The following is a 17,838-nucleotide window of genomic DNA, read 5'->3' as shown; positions in this document are numbered from 1 at the left end:
AAAAAGAAAAGCGAACTACTATCGTAATTCGCTTTTTCTTTTGAGATTGGTTATTGGATCTAAATTTTGATGTTCACATCAAAATGGGTTTGTTTATTGTGCACTGACGTAGTCCTGCAATTCGCTGTAGCTGGAAGAGAAGGTAAAAGTTTCTCTCAGCAGAAAATAGTTTCCTTTGTCATAACAGCTGTTGTATGCTGCTTTTGCCCAGTCCAGGCGATTGCTGTCGAAAGTGAAAGTTGCAGCGATGTCTTTGATCTGGCTTGCAGACAAGTTTGTTTTTGAAGCATATACTTTCGCGTTTTGCAAACGGTTGCTGTCAAAGCTTTCTGATTTCAAACTGCTCAGGAACTGGTTGAAATATTGGTTGTTATTACTTTGTCCCTGGTTGTAATATCCATCGCCCTGGTAGTTCGGGTAAGTTCCGCAGTGATTGTTCTGGTAGCCTCCGCCATAATAACCGCCGCCGTAATACCCGTTTCCGTTGTTGCCGTAGTTTACATTTCCTACGTTTCCGTTTCCGCTCCATCCGCCGTTGGTGTATCCGAGCGGATTGTTGGCAACAATTGTAAGGGTTCCGTAACTATCCAGTTCAGCTACCATCTGGGTGTTATCAGGAATATTCAGATTGTTTTTGAAAACCACCTGGCCGCTCATTTTGTCAACCACTTTTACCTGCGTATTTCCACCGTAAAGGTTGTAGAATCTGTAAGTGTTTACATTGTTCATTTGCGTTTGGCTGGAAGCGCTGACAATGAATTGCCCATTTCTGTTAACCCGCAAAACTAATTCAGAAGCATGTGCGAGTGTACAAGATATAAGTACTAGTGCGAATGTGAAGTAGATCTTTTTCATGACTTTGAATTTTATATAGAGACCACAATAAAATTCGTGCCAAAAAAACGGGGTTAAAAAAAACAGGAGTGAAAAATTTCTCACCCCTGTTTTCAATTATTTTGATAATCAGTTTGTTATCTGTTAATCATTACCGGCATTACCAGCATCAAAATATCTTCGTTTTCGTTGTCGGAAGTATTCGGCATCAAAAGACCTGCTCTGCTTGGTTCACTCATTGCGATTTTTACTTCAGGAGCATCGATGTTGTTCAGCATTTCCATCAGGAAGCGGCTGTTGAACGCAATCTCGATATCTGTTCCGTCGTAATTACAAGTCAGGCGCTCGTTTGCTTCGTTGGAGAAATCCAGGTCTTCTGCAGAAATATTCAATTCACTTCCGGCAATTTTCAATTTTACCTGGTGTGTTGTTTTATTGGCAAAGATCGAAACACGTTTGATGGCTCCTAAGAACTGCAAACGGTCAACGATCAGGATATTTGGATTTTCTTTCGGAATTACCGCTTCGTAGTTCGGGTATTTCCCATCGATCAAACGGCACATCAAAACGATGTCGTTGAAGGTGAAAATCGCATTGGAATCCGTGTATTCTACCTGAACTTCTTCGTCACCACGCAAGTTGGATTTCAACAGGTTCAATGGTTTTTTCGGAAGAATGAATGCGGAACCTCCTGTTGCTTGTCCGTCTGTTCTGCGGTAGCGAACCAATTTGTGTGCATCCGTTGCTACGAACGTAATGTCTGAAGGGCTGAACTGGCAGTACATACCGCTCATTACCGGGCGTAAATCATCATTTCCTGCGGCAAAAAGTGTTTTGTTGATTGCGCTGGAAATAATTTCACCGGAAATACGGATACTCGTACTGTTTTCAATACCCGGAGTTTTCGGGAACTCTTCACCGTTGAATCCGACCATTTTGGATTTACCGTTGTCGTACACAATCTCCACTCCGAAAGATGCAGGATCGATCTTGAAAGTACACGGCTGATCCGGAAGGTTCTTCAATACATCCAAAAGCATTTTAGCAGGAATGGCCACTTTGCCTGAATCCGTTGCCTCCACTTCCATGGTTGTCTGCATGGTTGTTTCCAGGTCGGAAGCAGAAATGATCAATTGACTGTCCGAAATGTTGAACAAAAAGTTATCAAGGATCGGCAAAGTATTGCTAGTGCTTAAAACACCGCTGATGCTTTGAAGATGACGTAATAAATTCGTACTGGATACGATAAAATTCATACTGATTGGTTATTTACGAGAACAAATATACCAATTATTCAAGCGATGAATCTTTGAAAATCCAACTCTTTAACGACAGTTTTCAACGAGATATTAACCTATTGGGTGGTTGCGTACCTGTTCGGATTGAAGTAGATATGCCCCATGAGTAAAGGGTTGAAGACGAAATACTGGCATTTAACAACTTGTCCGTCCGGAAGTTCACACCAGAATCTGTTAATATCGTAGGTCACTTTGTCGCCAAAGTCGTCCACTTCCCCTTCGCCGGTTGCTTTGATGCGGAACATGCGCAATTTTTTCTTTTCTCCTTTGGTTGTACGAACCTTTAATTCGCAGAAAGGTCTGGATCTTTTCAGGCTGTCCAACTGCTTGTCATTCAGTTCGTAATTCGGATTTTCGAAGTTGATACGTTTGAAGTTCAACAGGTAACGGTAAACCATATTGGTATCCAGGCTTGTTAAATATTTGCCTCCGAATTTCACCAAGTATTGGTTCTTAATCTTGCGCACTTCGAAGCTTCTGTCCGGTCTTTCCGTAAACTTTACGTTCACTTCTGCGATTTCCTGCATTTGGTAGGCAAAAATTCCGGAACACTGCCATTTTCTAGGATCGGCAAAGAAACGCGGTTCAATGATTCCTTTCATTCCCTTGATCTCTGCAATAACCGGCAAGTCACTTTTTCCGGCTTCTTCGGATTCTACCAGCATGTAAGTTCCGTGGTGGTCGGAAGTTGATCCGCCGATATACCAGGTTTTGCTCCAGTCGTCGTTCTGGAAATACTGTACTTTGATACCAATCGTTGAGATGCGGTTGATAACCGTTTTCACTGAGTTTTCCGGAACATATCCTTTGAATCGTACGTTGTAAAGTGCTTCCAGGATATTGAATACCTGAACCGGCTGAACGCATCCTCCTTTGTCATCTGTCCAGGAGTTTCCATGGCGTACCAACGTCATTTCCATCCCGTTCGGCTCGGTAATGATAATCTTGTTTACGGATGCCGTATCTTTGATATCAAAGTTGAAAGCTGCCAGCTTTTCATCCGATTTTCCTTTTTTGCTGATTAACTGGGAAGTGAAAATTCCTAATCCCACTAACAGGGCGATCCCCAAAATAACGATGATAATTCTTTTCATATAACTAAGAACGTGCGTAACGGCGTTTGCGCAAGTAGAATAATAAAATTGCCAATAAAATAATGAACAGGGAAGGAACAACTACATTGATTAACATGTACTTGGTCCGCTGGTCCTTGATTTTTTCCTTGTCGATCGGGTGAATGTCGATTTGCTTACTGCGAATATCCAGTACGGAATTGTCACCCATCATGTAATCGACCATGTTCTGGAAGAATTCCTGGTTTCCGTAAATCAACGGCTGCATGCGCATTTGTGCCATTACTTCATCGTAGCGCAGGTTATTGAACGAGATCGGACGGTACATCATCTGACCTGTTTTACTTGGCATCGAATCGTAGTAATTGGCAATGAACGAACCGTTCGCAACTACCAGTACTTTTCCTTCTTCTTTACTGCTGGTCAGGAATCCGGATTCCGGGTTTTTGGCGAATTCATCCGTCAAACGGTTTTTGAAATGCGAATCGAATTTCCCTTCCGACATTCCGGCCAAACAGATTTTGTTGTTTTCCGATGTCGGATTATCTGCCAGGATCGGAACTTTTCCGTAGTTCATTGGCATGGCAAGACTGATCAAAGGTGCCATACCGGTAACGCGTGAATTTGTTGAACTGGTCAAAACCGGAGAAACCAGGCGTGTTTCATTCGGGATTAATTGGATCTGTGATGCGTAACGAAGCATAACCGGTTCGATATTCCGTGCGATCGGATGTTTGGTCGGTGTTGCAGCTACGTAAAAGAACCACGGCAATAAACTTTGCTTGGCAAATGGTGTTTGGATAGGAGCACAGCGAACATCCATGACGTAGTTGTCGTCTGTTTTAATTCCGTAATCAAACAGCAATTTATCCAGTCCGAGTTCTGTTCTGACCGTGCTGACCATTCCGGTTTTGTTCAAAGAATCCTGCGGGAAAGTCAGTTTGTCGAAGAAACACATCAGTCTTCCTCCACGCATCACGAACTGATCGATGATGTAAAGATCTTTATCTGTATAAGCGGTTCTCGGCCTTGCAATGATTGCTCCTGTGAATCCGTCCAAAGCTCTCAAAGAATCTTTCATCACCACATCTTCTACCGAGTAGTATGGCTCCAGCAATGCACGTACACGTTGTGTTTCCGCAAAACGTAACTCTCCGTGTCCGCCGATGAAAGCAATGCGCGGCTTTTGTTTTTGAATGGTTCTTCTCAATGCCGAGATCAGCATGTATTCCAGGTTGTTGATGGAGTTCTGGATCGTCGTTTCGGAGAATTCTTTCGATAATTGTGCAGGTTGTCCCTGAGGGGAACCCGGCAATAACTGGATCTGGTTTTTGGTAGCTCCTTCGTATTCGATGTATGCTCCCGGCCACAAAGTCATTTGCGTTTGGGAACCGTCTTTTTGGTAAACGATTTCCAGTGGAATGATTCCTTTTCCTTTGGCATAAAGATCCTGGAAAAGTGCATTTTGTTCCGCTTCTGTTCCGTCAAGCGGATCGATGAATTCGTATTCGATGCGGTCTCCTGCAATTTCTTTGAATTCCGCCAGTTTATCTTCAACGGCATTTCTGAAGCGTTTGATCTCTGCAGGAAGTTTTCCTTCCAGGTAAATCTTCAGGTATAAGCGGTTGACTTTGTTATTGTTCTTGCCGTCTTCCTTCATTTTTTCCAGGAATTCAATAGAACCGGCAGAAAGCGAATAACGCTCGTCCTCGGTCATATCAATCCGTGAATACAGGAATGTTCCGATAATGTTCAGGAATACAACAACTCCTACAATGATTGCCAATACGATCCAATTGTAGAACTTCTTTACTTTGTGATTACTTTCAGCCATCGGATTAACGTTTCAAAGATTTAACAACTGTAAGGGTTGCAGCTAAGAAAATTGCAATCATCCCGAAAAAATAAATGAGATCGCTCGTATCAATAACTCCTTTTTTGATACTTGCATAATGCGACCAAAGTCCCAGGTACTGGAATACAATATCGAAATCGCCCATCAGGTTGAAGGATCCCAATTGGTCGAATCCATCGTAGAACAACCAGCAAAGGAACATGGCGATAATAAACGAAACGATTTGGTTACTCGTAATTGCAGAAGAAAAAATCCCGATTGCAATCAGGCAGGAACCCAGTAAAATTAATCCCAGGTAAGAAGTGAAAGTGGCTCCTTCGTCGATCACGGTTTTTGCAACGCCGTCTTCGTCAAAAGCATCTGCACCTAGACTTACCATGCTGTAGTAGTAAATCAGCGTGGGAAGCAGGGAAATCAGTAACAGTGTTACGCCGGCAAGGTATTTGGCGGCAATAATCTGGAAATCGGTAATCGGCCTGGTGAAAAGCAATTCGATGGTTCCTGTTTTTCGCTCTTCCGCAATCATCCGCATGGTAATCGCGGGGATCAGTACGCACAATACATAGGGAGCAACGTTGAAAAACGGGATCATATCGGCTTCTTCACCTTCCATCAAATTGGAAGGGCCGCTGACAAGCCAAAGCATTATTCCGGTAAACACGAGGAAAATGACAATGAAGATATATCCGATAACCGAGCCTAAAAAACTCCTGATCTCTTTCCAGTAAAGTGCTTTCATATCTAATTAACTTCGGCAAAAATAAGAACAATATTGAGAATCTGTTTAAATTCTGTTCGAGTAGCTATAAACGTTTATTCAGGCAGATGGTTGGGTTCAAACGAGCCATCTTCAAAATAAGTGTTTACACTCCAGGCTTCCGGTTTGCCACCGAACCAGGGTTTGATGGTAGACCAGACTCCGCCGAACAAATCCGAATCCCGGTACTTGTTTAACGCTGCCTCGTCCTTCCAGTTACTGTAAGTGAAAACAATGTTCGGGTGATGAATATCCTGCATCAGACGCATGCCGTAACAATTCTCGAACGTACTTACCCGTGTGTTGATCGTGTCAAAAAAAGCAAGGAAATCAGCTGTTTTTTCTTCCTGGAAAGTCAGTTTCACAATTCGTGTCAACATTTCATTTGGTTTAAAGAGTTCAAAAGTTCAAAGTTCAAAAAGTTCTAAGTTTCGATAGGTATCTGAATCAAAATGTTTGTGCTAAAGCGATTTTCATTTCATTAAACTATTTAAACTTTTGGATCTCATTGAAACTTGTTTTGGAGTCAAAACAAAGAGTCTATGGTTTTTGCCGATCCGCGCGGAGTGAATTCTATACGCACCAGATCGTTCACGCGTAATCCGAACAGGGAATCTGCGCCGCCGCCGTTTCCTGTGGCGCCTTTGTTAATGGCAATTTCCAGCAGGTTATTGTCGTTGAAAAAAGCCAGGCGTTCTCCCGGAGCTACATCGTTGTAAGTACTTGATATCTCATCGATGTAGTATTCGCGTTTCCGGAACAGGATCGTGAATGGAGCATCATCGAACCGGTTGAATATTTCTTTGGTAATATTGGTAATCGCATTTCCGTAATGGTCAATGTGAACAATGGAACCTTTGATGAGGTTTTCCTCGATCACAGCGTTTACGGTATGTGCAATGCGCCACGAAGTTTCTTCCGAACCGATGTCATTTAATGCTTCCCCGTTAAGAATTCGTACAGCCGTGGGAACAAAAATATTCTTGACCGGAAAACGGAATCCTTTCGGATTGGAAAGCACATTATCGATCCGCCAGAAACCTTCCGGTCTTTCTTCCCGAAGGATCAGGGCAAAAATACCGTTGTCGTTCGAAATGAAATAATGCCCCTTAAAAAGCATGATGCTCGGATAAGCTCCGTTGCTGGAATTGATGATCGGTTCACTGTCTACCCCAATGATGTGGATGGTGCCTTCCGGAAATTCCCGGAACGAAGCCTGGATGTAGTAACTGGCGTCTGCAATGTCGAACGGACGGACCTGATGGGTAATATCTACAACGGATGCCTGGGGAGCCAACTTGAATAAGTTTCCCTTCAAAACCGCTACATAATAGTCGGTCAATCCCATATCAGTTGTCAAAGTGATAATTCCCATTTATAAATCGGTCTGTATCCGTTGAAAAATTAATTAAATTTGTTTCAAAAATAAGGGTTAATAATACAACCGGAACTTACAAACAAAAGATTTATTCACATTGACAGAGAAGAAAATTGAAATCACAGGCGCCAATGTTGCTGAACTATTTGGAGTTAACAATTCCAACCTGAAGCACATCCGGTCTTTTTTTCCGAAATTAAAGATCAATTCGCGTGGTAACGAATTAACGATTGTCGGTGATCCGGAGGTCGTGGAGGAATTCGAACGGAAGTTTGAACTGATCCTGGCACATTTTCACCAATACAATATTCTAACGGAGAACAACATCGACAACCTCATGCTGGACGATGGTTCTGCCATGCTTTCTTCCGATGGAACCGAAACGCTTGTTCACGGGAACGGAGGAGTGAAAATCAAGGCTAAAACGTTGAACCAGCGAAAACTGGTACAGGCGGTGAACAAAAGTGATATGGTTTTTGCGGTCGGTCCTGCGGGAACGGGGAAAACGTATACGGCTGTTGCATTGGCTGTTCGTGCCTTGAAAGCGAAAGAGGTAAAACGCATTGTTTTAACACGTCCTGCGGTAGAAGCCGGTGAAAACCTTGGGTTCCTTCCGGGGGATTTGAAAGAGAAGCTGGATCCGTACTTAATGCCTTTGTATGATGCCCTGCGCGACATGATTCCACCGGAAAAACTGGCTGATATGCTGGAATTCGGGATCATTGAGATTGCTCCTTTGGCATTTATGCGCGGTAGAACGCTCGATAAAGCTTTTGTGATCCTGGATGAAGCTCAGAATGCCACGATGATGCAGATGAAAATGTTCCTGACACGTATGGGACAAACAGCGCAATTCGTGATCACGGGAGATATGTCGCAGGTCGATTTGCCTCACCGTCAGCGCTCCGGGTTGTCTTACGCCCTGGATATTCTGAACGATGTGGAAGGAATTGAGATCATTCGCCTGACACAAAGCGATGTAATCCGTCACTCGTTGGTGAAGCGCATCATTGATGCCTTCGATAAAGCAGAAGCAATTGAAAAAGCGAAGAAATTCGAAAAAGAGTCCGAAGCAGATTCCAGGACTTCAGAAGAGGAGGAAAAGAAACCAAAATCAAGAAGAAAATAACCAATTTATAGTTTATGTTGAACGAAACAATAACGAGTACCAATTTTAAATTCCCGAAACAAACGAATGTTTACAGAGGAAAGGTCCGTGAAGTGTATACCATTGATAACGACATTATGGTGATGGTTGCTACCGACCGGATTTCAGCTTTCGACCACATTCTGCCGAAAGGAATTCCGTTCAAAGGCCAGGTGTTGAATCAGGTTGCAACCATGTTCCTGGAAGCTACTCGCGATATTGTTCCAAATTGGTTGATCGGAACGCCGGATCCTTCGGTAGCGGTTGGCTATGCCTGCGAACCGGTGCGCGTTGAAATGGTGATCCGTGGTTACCTGGCTGGTCACTCTGCCCGTGAATATGCATTGGGCAAGCGTGTTTTGTGCGGTGTTGCGCTTCCGGAAGGAATGAAAGAGAATGACCGTTTCCCCGAGCCGATTATTACTCCGGCAACTAAAGCAGACGAAGGCCACGACGAAGACATTTCGCGGGAAGATATTTTGAAGAAAGGAATTGTTCCACCCGATATTTACGAAAAGATGGAAGCGTATACGCGTGCTTTGTTTCAAAGAGGAACAGAAATGGCTGCGGAAAGAGGTTTGATCCTGGTGGATACCAAGTATGAGTTCGGGATCCGCAACGGGGAAGTGATTCTGATTGATGAGATTCACACTCCGGATTCTTCCCGTTATTTCTATGCAGACGGTTATGAAGAACGCCAGGCAAAAGGAGAAAACCAGCGCCAGCTTTCCAAAGAATTTGTGCGTCAGTGGCTGATCGAACACGATTTCCAGGGATTGGACGGACAGGTAATGCCGGATATGCCGGATTCGTTCGTAGAAACGATTACAGAACGTTACATCGAATTGTATGAGAAAATCACCGGAAATACCTTCGAAAAAAGCGATACTTCGAACATCAACAAGCGCATTGAAACCAATGTAGCGGTGTTTTTGGCGGAGAAAGGAATTATATAAGACTTCAGGACTTTAAGATTTTAGGATGTTAAGACTTGAATTTTCCAACTTAGTAGAACCAAGTCTTAATATCCTGATGTCCTGGGATCTTAAAATCCTAAGTAGCGCTTTGCTTCGCAATAATCTTCCAGAATAATTTAGGGAAAAAACGTTTCAGCGTTACCGCATTGATTTCCTTGTTCCCGATCAGGATTTCTTTTTTCTTCTTTTCAACGGCTTTCAACAGGATGGCTACACATTCTTCCACAGGCATTCCTGTCTGTTGGTTGTGGTCCATTTCTCCGTGAGCCTTCCCGTCTTTCCCAAGAGCACTCATCGAAATCGGAGTGTTGATCTTGCCCGGGAAAGCAATCGTTACGGAAATATTGTTTTTGGCTTCTTCCAGCAATAAACTTTCAAAAAATCCCTGGATAGCGTGTTTGCTGGCGCTGTAAGCCGAACGCAGGTAGAAACCGAATTTCCCGGCGATGCTGGAAATGGCGATGATGTGACCGGATTTTTGCTCCTGCATGTATGGTAAAACCGCTTTCGTAAGCGCCACCGTTCCGAAGTAATTGATTTCCATGATGCGTCTGTCCACTTCCAGCGATGTTTCGCTGGCTTCGGCCCGCTGGCTCAAACCTCCGCAATTATACAGGAAGTCGATTCGTTTGGTTTCTGCTAAAACCTGTTTGACAACCTCCGGAAAATGTTCCGAATGCTCCAGGTCAAGCGGAACGATGAGGTGTTCCTCCGAATCGGGCAGGGAATTCTTCAAGTCGATCAGTTTGTCTTCGCTTCTGCTTGATAAGATCAATTTTAATCCTTTTTGCGCCAATTGTCTGCAAATTTCTTCACCGATTCCCGATGAAGCGCCTGTAATCCATGCTATCTGTTTCATCCGGGTACGAAAATACGCAATTATCTACTTTAAATTTCAGACAGGTTTCTATAAATCAGGAAGTCACGAAAACAAGGTTTCCGGATAACATAATTTGATCGGCAGTTTTTCTGTCGCATTGGAAAATTTGAGTATATTCGATTCATACTGCTATCAATTGAGAACATTAGAATCTGGCTCTATTCCCGACGAGGTCGTAACGTACCTCGAAGAATTGCGTGTGAAGCTCGCTTTTCGCATGTCCATCCTGTTTTTATGCGTTTTTGGTATTCTTTCTTATACCCGCTATTTTGAATCTATGGAAAGCTTCAGCATGATGGCTGTTGCTACGGTTATAAGTGCTGTCTGTTTACTCATTATGAGAATGAACAGCGCCAATTACATGCTGGTTTTTTACATCTATTCGATATGTGGTTATATCATCGTTGCTTTTTCCCTGATGATGTATCACGTAAGGATCCATTTGGTGGATGTATTATGGCTGATGACAGTGGTTTTTCTGGCGTTTTTCACTTTGGGACGCAGACTGGGACTAATCCTGTTGTTTTTCGCAGTCAGTATTATCGGAGTATTTGTTTTTCTTTACCTGAACAGGCAAATCAGGATCCAACAGGAATTGACTTCTTACCAGCAGGTATCTTTGCTGATTGAATTCATTGCTGCGTTTTCATTAAACTTCTACCTGTTTTACCTGTTTTTGGAGTTGAACCGTTACTCGGTGAATAAACTGCTGGAATTCTTTGACCGGATAAAAGACCAGAATACGCGGATTCTTCAGCAGAATGATGAAAAAACAATCCTGATACGCGAGGTGCATCACCGGGTAAAGAACAACCTGCAAATTGTGGTGAGCCTTTTACGTATGCAAAGCCAGGAAGTGGAGAACCCTGAATTCCGGATGTTGTTCCAGGAGTCCGTTAACCGCATTATGGCCATGTCTTTGATCCATCAGAAATTGTATCAGAATGACAACCTGTCCCAAATCCGGGTTGGAGATTACTTCAATGAAATGGTGCGCGAGATTATGAACCTGAGTATTACAGGCCAGGAAGTAGCATACGAAATCCAAACGGAGGTCGACCGGATCGGGTTGAAAACATTAATTCCTGTGGGGCTTTTAGTCAACGAACTGGTTTCAAATTCCCTGAAGCACGCTTTTGATGAAAACCAGCAGGCGCGCATTGATATCCGTATCCGAAAGTGTGAAGAAGGCTGGCTGGATATTACCTATTCCGATAATGGAATGTGGAAACCGGTGCAGGAAAACGAGGCTTCTTTCGGATTGGTTCTCATTGACACTTTGGTGGAACAGCTTGACGGAACAAAAGAAGTAAGGATGGAGCAGGAGGGAACTTGTTATCAATTCAGGCTGAAGAACCAGGAAGAACAGGACGTTTGGGCATAAAAAAATCCTGACGATGAATGTCAGGATTCCAATTTCTTATATTGATTACAAATCATCCGGCAAGTTTGCCTGTTTGTATGATTTTGCTTTTGGCTTTAATTTGTCGATAAATACTACTCTGAATTTTTCTCCGTCTACAGTGAAGATCATTTCAGAAATTCCGTTGGTAACTACCGGGTTTGTCTTCTTTTGGTTGTAAAACTTCTTCTCTAACAAATAATAAGTTCCATCATCGTATTGAAGGAAAACAGAAACGACACATCCGTTTTCAACGCGCGCTTTACCTGTCAAACATTCAGTGCCCTCAGGTGTAAAGAAACTAACAATTACATTTCGGTGCATATCATCGGCAACTGTGTAAGAACCTCTTTTTGCAAAAGCATCTTCCAATTTCTTAAAACAGTCATCTTGTGCTGATGCGCTATATCCTAAAGTTAAAGTTAGAATGGCAAGTAGAATATTTTTCATAGTTGTTTTTGTGTTAAGGAGCCAACTCCGATTTCAAATATAACAAGTTTATCCAAAATGGTAACTGCACTCAATAATTATTTATTTTTGACAAACAATCCCATTTGCAGAGGCATGAAACAAATAGCAGACCATTTTAACGAAGCGCTCGAAATTTTGCTAAAATTTAACAACGAAGCGAATCACCAACTGATCCGTGAGGCAGGTAATTTAATGGTTTCGGCTATCCGGTCAGGAGGAAAGATCATTTCCTGCGGGAACGGTGGTTCGATGTGCGATGCCATGCATTTTGCAGAAGAATTGACGGGAAGATACCGGGATGACAGAAGAGCAATTCCTGCTTTGAGTATTTCGGATCCGTCCCACATCAGTTGTGTCGGGAATGATTACGGTTACGACTTTATTTTCTCCCGATATGTGGAAGCACTCGGGCAAAACGGAGATGTTTTGTTAGCCATTTCGACATCCGGGAATTCAAAAAATGTACTTCACGCTATTGAAGCTGCAAAAGCCAAAGGAATGAAGATCGTTGGACTTACCGGGAAAGACGGAGGGAAAATGGCAGAGCTTTGTGACGTGGAGATACGTGCGCCGCATTCGAATTACGCAGACCGTGCCCAGGAAATTCACATCAAGGTCATTCATTCGCTGATCGATTACATTGAAAACGGAGTGAATGATTGATTTTTTGAAAACCAATATTCGAAAGATCACAAACCTGGTCATCATCACTGTATTTACACTGAATTTTTCCGCCAAAATCAATGATGTAGCCAAAGGGGAGTCGACCTGTGTCTGCGCCTATGACGGATACGGGTATTACATGTATTTGACACAATTTTTCCAGTACCGGAATTTGTACCTGCAACAGGAAGAACTCCAGGCTGTGCAGAATACTTATTGCGGAGATGTTCCCGTTTATCAGCTCAAGACAATGGATAACGGGCACAAGTTGAATATTTACCACATGGGACAGGCTTACCTGGAATTGCCCGCTTATACGGTCGGCCATGTGTTCGCGAAAGTGCTGGGATATCCGAAAGACGGTTTCAGCAAGCCTTATCACATCACGTATTTGCTCAATGCGCTCCTGTTTATTTTACTGGGAATTTACTTCCTGAATAAGGTGTTGAAACTGTTTTTCACCGATCAGCTGACAGCCTTACTTTTGGTACTTGTCTATTTCGGTACGAATTTCTATTCCACAGCAACACTTGCTTACCAGTTGCAGCACATTTATTTGTTTGCGCTTGTGGCACTGCTGTTTTACTGCCTCTTGAAAGTCCGGGAATCAGGTAAAAGAAAGCATTTGCTGGTCGCTGCTCTGACTTTGGGGTTGATTTCTGCCATCAGGCCGACACATGTTCTGCTTGGAATTCTTCCATTGCTGATGCTGCGCAACGTGTATACTTCCAGGCTGGCTTACTGGAAATCGCTTTTATTGTTTCCGCTTGCGGGTTTATTATTCAATCTTCCCCAGTTGATTTATTGGAAATTACTGGGAGGAAGCTGGTTTATCCTGAACATGCACGTGGAAGAAGTGGTTATAGTGGATCCGCATGTGATCGACTTCCTTTTCAGCTATAAAAAAGGCTGGTTGCTTTATTCTCCGGTGTTCCTGCTGCTCATCCCGGGATTCGTTATTCTTTACAAACAACGGAAATCCCTCTTTTGGCCTGTGTTCGGAGCGCTTCTGTTATGCATGTGGATTTTTTCTTCCTGGGAATGCTGGTGGTACGCAGCTTCGTTTGGTTCCAGGGCGATGGTAGACTTATATCCGCTTTTATTGGTGCCGTTGGGATTTGCTATTCTGACCATCGGAAGGTCAAAAGCAGGAAAACCGGCCTTATTGGTATTTTTGGTGCTTACCACCGGGCTTTCGGTTTTTCAGTCCGCCCAATACTCGAAAGGTATTTTGCACCCGGATCGCATGACCAAAGCACATTACTGGTACATTTTCGGGAAGTTGGATATGCCTGAATACCAGACTAACAGGCTGGAACTGGATCGCTCCGATACGAACTGGCCGCAAACCATTCATGCGGAAAAACTGAAGTTCGGCCGGGTAGAAACGATTGATTTCAGTCAAACCGGGAAAGTGAGAATTCCCGGGAAGATCAGTAAATTAGTGGATAAAAGACTGCTTTTTCCGAAGTTGAAAACCGACGAAACCTTGTTTGATGCAGAGATTATTTACCGCAATGGAGATAGTTTAATTCCCTCAATCATCCATTTCGAAGTGTTCAGTAAATACAATACGTATAATTGGAAAAATTATCCGTTGACCACGCAAAGAAAATCCGGTGATGCCGATACCTTGAAAGTTCGTTTCAATCTGCCCATTATTAATCATTCCGATGACAGGATCCAGATTTACGTGGAGAATCCGTCTGGGAAAGAAACGGTGGTTGAATCACTGAAAATAAAGGCATACAGTTTGATCCGGGATTAAAAATAAGTTCAAAGAAGGTTCAAAAAGTTCAAAGGGTTCAAAAAAATTAAAGTGTGGAACATTTGGAACATTTGGAACATTTGGAACATTTGGAACATTTGGAACATTTGGAACATTTGGAACATTTGGAACTTATTAAACTATTAAACATTTTTACACTATAAAAAACACTACCATGAGCTCATTTTCGCATATTTTCGATTCAGGAGAACAGGCACGTCAAAAAGGACATTTCAGAAACCTGATCATGCTGGCACGCATAGACGGAAACGTCAGTTTTGCTGAGAACCAGCTATTGAAAAAGATCGCAACGAAACTTTCTTTGACTGAAGAACAGGTTACTGAGATTTGCGAAAATCCGGATGATTATCCGTTTATTCCTCCGGTTACACGTGAAGAACGTTACGAGCGTTTTATTCAGTTGATCCAGCTTTTGGGAATTGACGGGAATATGGATAACAATGAGACCAAACTGGTCAGAAGATTGGGCGTTGAATTAGGTTTTACCCCGGAACGCATCGATGAAAAATTCCCGATTATCCTGGAGCATTTACGAAAAGGAATGGACCGCGAAGAAGTGTTGCGAATTGTGATTTAATCAGCGCTTTTTCTTGAGTTGGTCTTCAATGCGTTTGGTCATGAGCTGGAACAGGAGTTTGGAATCCTGCTGATTCAGCTTTCTGCCGAAGCGGATCGTTTTTCCGAGGTAATCGAACTCAATGCGTTCACCTCCGCGTATCCACGGAGAGTTTTCCCATGCCGCCTGGAAAGAGTTTTCCTTCGGAACGGAAACACGCACTTTTTTGATGTTTTCCAGGTAGTATTCTTTAGCTTTGCCGTAAGTTCCGATACTTGTTTTGATCGTTAACGAGATTTTATCGACCTTGATATACTCACGGCCATACATGATCCACAAAAAAGTTCTTCCGACACGGATGAAGTAGTAAAGCCAGAAGACCATGAAAACCCCGAGGATCACTTGTTCCTGCTGTGTGAATTTGAAGGTGAAAAGTGACCAGATAATGGTTGCCCCGATCGCAAACCACATAAAACACCAGGCACCCATGAGTGCTTTTACAAATCCGATTTGTTCGGGTGTGATGATGAACGTTGTTTTGTTTTGATCGTCGAGATAACTAATTCGGTTTCCAATCCATTTCATGCAACAAAAGTAGTAAAAAATAGTAAGGGCGTCCTGGCTTAGCCAGGACGCCCTGCGTTTTATTTCCCTGAATGAATTATTGGATAATCACTTTTTTCTGGGTAACTGCGTTGTTCATTTTTACATTTACAAAATAAACTCCCGCAGGTGTGTTGCTTGTATTGATCGTAATCACGGAAGCACCGTTCATTTGACCGTAGTTTTTGCTGGAAATTTCTTTTCCTGCAACATCCGTTACGGAAATGGTCACATCGCTTTGTTCCTTGATTTGAAGGTTCACAGAAACGCTTGTTGTAGCCGGGTTCGGATAAACCTGTACCAAATCGTCAATTTGTACCAAATCGTTCAATCCAGCCGTAACATCTGTTCCTGCTACAAATCCGTTTGCTACTGCTTCTGTAATAGTCGCTTTTCCTGCGTTGTCGATTTGTCCCGCAGGATTGAACAACAATCCAACGATGTGGATCTTCGTTTCGTCCCAGGTAGCCGGAATAGTAAATGTAGCTGTGATTGTATGTGTTTCTCCGGCGTTTACAGTTGCCGGGAAGCTATTTGCATATCCTGTGAAGCTTGGTTCGATAGCTCTGGCAACATGGTCGTAAACCATCTGTGCTGCCGGTACCGGGTTTGGCAATGATTCAAAACCGCCCATTGCTCCCTGGCCACCACCTGCATACGCATTTGCCTGGTTGTAGTTGCTGGAAGTTCCCGTTACTTCGTCTTCCGTAAGAACAATTCCCAATTTGTAGGAGCTTGTTGCTGAAGATAAGAAGTTTGCAGATGTTGATACTTTTAATTCACGTGTTGTTGCATTCCAGGTAGCACCGTTTTCGATCAATGCTTTCGGAGCAACCTGCACACGCGTTAAGAAATCACCTTCCATTTCCGAAGGATCGATTACGCTCATACGGTCAACCAAAGCTGAAGGATAACCGGAAACCAATCCTCCGATTCCGTCATCGTAAACTGTAACTGTCATAGGATCGCCGTTATGAACTGCAATTCCTGCCCAGTACTGGTCGTATTTTGTTTCCATCATGTCCATGAACACAGCTCCTCTCGGACACCATTGACACCAGGTTCCTGTTCCTTCTTCTCCAACTACCATTTTACCCATGGCTGGTGTTAAAGGATTTAGATCAATGGAAAGTTCGTCGTCGTTTGCATCCATGTCTGCTCCTGCATTATTGACATTGCTTACTGTTGCTGTCATCGGCATGTTGCTTCCTGTTAAAGTCAGGGTTCCGGTCATGGTAACAGTAGTTGTTGCCAAAGAAGCCAGGTTCAATCCTGTAACGGTTTGATGAATGTTGTTTCCGTTGTAATCCACGTCCAATTCGAAAGAAGTGATCGGAGTGGTTCCCAGGTTTCTGACAACTACTTTCGGAGTCACAGCATTTCCTGCCAGCATTCCCTGGTCGAATGACAATCCGTTTGCCGCCGCGTTCAGGGAAGGAAGTGAGTACGGAGTAATTACCGTATGAAAATCATCCATGAAGTATCCGCAGCTGTAAGGAGCATTTTGATCCGTCGGGTAAATATCGATAGACGCAATCTGGTTTACCGGATTCGCAAACGAACCTACCGAAACGTTGTCAATAAAAACTTCCCAGTTGTTGGTGTTGAAATTGATCGCAATGCGGAAGTTAAACCAGGTGTTTTGCGGATAAGACGCCCCTGTGAAATTTAACCCGTTTTGATTGTTGATCGTAATTGTTCCGTTGTCGTTGAAAAAACAATCCATCGCCCACACCTGGCCGATCGTTGCATTTCGCTGGAAGTTGAAGTAACCTGCTTTCCCGGTTTCAACCTTCATGTTGAAATCCATGTCGAATTGCCCGGTATTCAAAACCCCGAAGTTGCGTACCAAATCTGTTGGCCCGCCTGTTGACGAAGAAGTGGAGAAGTACAGCGAGTTGCTTCCCGAAGCTGCATCGGCATTGGAAACCATGACGTCTTCTGTTCCCCCGGGAGCATTACTCCAGGTTGTCCATGCGCCACCACTTTGCGGACATAATTTTTGTCCTGCGGTATAAGAGTCAAAATTATCGGTGAATGTCTGACCAAATGCCACAATACTTGATAAGAAACCAAGAGTGAGTAATTGTTTTTTCATAAAGTAAGAGTATAGAATATGCCTAAATATAGGCAAAGAAAAAGAGAAGAAGGTGTC

The 17,838-nt window shown here is 43.2% G+C and carries 17 protein-coding genes; 6 read left to right on the top strand and 11 right to left on the bottom strand.

Annotation, left to right across the window (positions count from 1 at the left end; genetic code table 11):
• Positions 1–93: 93 nt before the first annotated feature.
• From ABDW02_RS20065 to ABDW02_RS20035, 7 genes are all read right to left on the bottom strand, one after another.
• Complete coding sequence (locus ABDW02_RS20065) at positions 94–855, bottom strand: DUF4476 domain-containing protein (RefSeq protein WP_343637844.1); 762 nt, start codon at positions 853–855, stop codon at positions 94–96.
• A gap of 116 nt (positions 856–971) precedes the next feature.
• Positions 972–2,090, bottom strand: a complete 1,119-nt coding sequence (gene dnaN / locus ABDW02_RS20060; protein WP_343637842.1) for a DNA polymerase III subunit beta — start codon at positions 2,088–2,090, stop codon at positions 972–974.
• A gap of 98 nt (positions 2,091–2,188) precedes the next feature.
• Entirely contained in the window at positions 2,189–3,226 is a 1,038-nt protein-coding gene (locus tag ABDW02_RS20055) for a hypothetical protein (protein WP_343637840.1), read from the bottom strand.
• A gap of 4 nt (positions 3,227–3,230) precedes the next feature.
• Entirely contained in the window at positions 3,231–5,039 is a 1,809-nt protein-coding gene (locus tag ABDW02_RS20050; RefSeq protein ID WP_343637839.1) for a Gldg family protein, read from the bottom strand.
• Positions 5,040–5,043: 4 nt separating this feature from the next.
• On the bottom strand, positions 5,044–5,799 hold the full coding sequence (locus tag ABDW02_RS20045; protein ID WP_343637836.1) for an ABC transporter permease subunit: 756 nt from the start codon (positions 5,797–5,799) through the stop codon (positions 5,044–5,046).
• 74 nt (positions 5,800–5,873) lie between these two features.
• Positions 5,874–6,197: an antibiotic biosynthesis monooxygenase family protein gene (locus tag ABDW02_RS20040; protein WP_343637834.1), complete on the bottom strand. Its 324-nt coding sequence runs from the start codon at positions 6,195–6,197 to the stop codon at positions 5,874–5,876.
• 146 nt (positions 6,198–6,343) lie between these two features.
• On the bottom strand, positions 6,344–7,192 hold the full coding sequence (locus tag ABDW02_RS20035; RefSeq protein ID WP_343637832.1) for an SAM-dependent chlorinase/fluorinase: 849 nt from the start codon (positions 7,190–7,192) through the stop codon (positions 6,344–6,346).
• A gap of 100 nt (positions 7,193–7,292) precedes the next feature.
• Between ABDW02_RS20035 and ABDW02_RS20030 the strand changes: the two genes are divergently transcribed.
• Entirely contained in the window at positions 7,293–8,324 is a 1,032-nt protein-coding gene (locus ABDW02_RS20030) for a PhoH family protein (protein WP_343637830.1), read from the top strand.
• Positions 8,325–8,341: 17 nt separating this feature from the next.
• Entirely contained in the window at positions 8,342–9,298 is a 957-nt protein-coding gene (locus tag ABDW02_RS20025) for a phosphoribosylaminoimidazolesuccinocarboxamide synthase (RefSeq protein WP_343637878.1), read from the top strand.
• A 97-nt stretch (positions 9,299–9,395) separates the two neighbouring features.
• Here ABDW02_RS20025 and ABDW02_RS20020 read toward each other — a convergent pair whose 3' ends face one another.
• Positions 9,396–10,178 (bottom strand): SDR family oxidoreductase, encoded by a 783-nt coding sequence (locus ABDW02_RS20020; RefSeq protein WP_343637828.1) that lies wholly within the window; start codon positions 10,176–10,178, stop codon positions 9,396–9,398.
• A gap of 157 nt (positions 10,179–10,335) precedes the next feature.
• Between ABDW02_RS20020 and ABDW02_RS20015 the strand changes: the two genes are divergently transcribed.
• Entirely contained in the window at positions 10,336–11,583 is a 1,248-nt protein-coding gene (locus ABDW02_RS20015; RefSeq protein WP_343637826.1) for a sensor histidine kinase, read from the top strand.
• 45 nt (positions 11,584–11,628) lie between these two features.
• Here ABDW02_RS20015 and ABDW02_RS20010 read toward each other — a convergent pair whose 3' ends face one another.
• Positions 11,629–12,051, bottom strand: a complete 423-nt coding sequence (locus tag ABDW02_RS20010; protein ID WP_343637824.1) for a hypothetical protein — start codon at positions 12,049–12,051, stop codon at positions 11,629–11,631.
• 114 nt (positions 12,052–12,165) lie between these two features.
• Between ABDW02_RS20010 and lpcA the strand changes: the two genes are divergently transcribed.
• The 3 genes from lpcA to ABDW02_RS19995 all read left to right on the top strand — a co-directional run bounded on the left by lpcA (position 12,166) and on the right by ABDW02_RS19995 (position 15,101).
• The gene (lpcA, locus tag ABDW02_RS20005) at positions 12,166–12,735 is read left to right on the top strand and encodes a D-sedoheptulose 7-phosphate isomerase (RefSeq protein ID WP_343637822.1); all 570 of its coding nucleotides are present in this window, start codon (positions 12,166–12,168) and stop codon (positions 12,733–12,735) included.
• Positions 12,728–14,503 (top strand): hypothetical protein, encoded by a 1,776-nt coding sequence (locus ABDW02_RS20000; protein ID WP_343637820.1) that lies wholly within the window; start codon positions 12,728–12,730, stop codon positions 14,501–14,503. The genes lpcA and ABDW02_RS20000 overlap by 8 nt, the downstream gene beginning before the upstream one ends.
• Positions 14,504–14,678: 175 nt before the next feature.
• Positions 14,679–15,101 carry a hypothetical protein gene (locus tag ABDW02_RS19995; RefSeq protein ID WP_343637818.1) on the top strand — a complete coding sequence of 141 codons (423 nt, stop codon included), beginning with the start codon at positions 14,679–14,681 and terminating at the stop codon, positions 15,099–15,101.
• Here ABDW02_RS19995 and ABDW02_RS19990 read toward each other — a convergent pair whose 3' ends face one another.
• Together ABDW02_RS19990 and ABDW02_RS19985 are read right to left on the bottom strand one after the other, a co-directional pair.
• The gene (locus ABDW02_RS19990) at positions 15,102–15,665 is read right to left on the bottom strand and encodes a hypothetical protein (protein WP_343637817.1); all 564 of its coding nucleotides are present in this window, start codon (positions 15,663–15,665) and stop codon (positions 15,102–15,104) included.
• Between the two features lie 76 nt (positions 15,666–15,741).
• On the bottom strand, positions 15,742–17,781 hold the full coding sequence (locus ABDW02_RS19985) for a T9SS type A sorting domain-containing protein (protein ID WP_343637815.1): 2,040 nt from the start codon (positions 17,779–17,781) through the stop codon (positions 15,742–15,744).
• Positions 17,782–17,838: the final 57 nt, after the last annotated feature.

The sequence above is a fragment of the Fluviicola sp. genome (genome assembly GCF_039596395.1).
Classification (GTDB): Bacteria; Bacteroidota; Bacteroidia; order Flavobacteriales_D; family Crocinitomicaceae; genus Fluviicola.
Note: the sequence above shows the minus strand (reverse complement) of the source record. Positions and strands in the feature narration are given on the sequence as shown.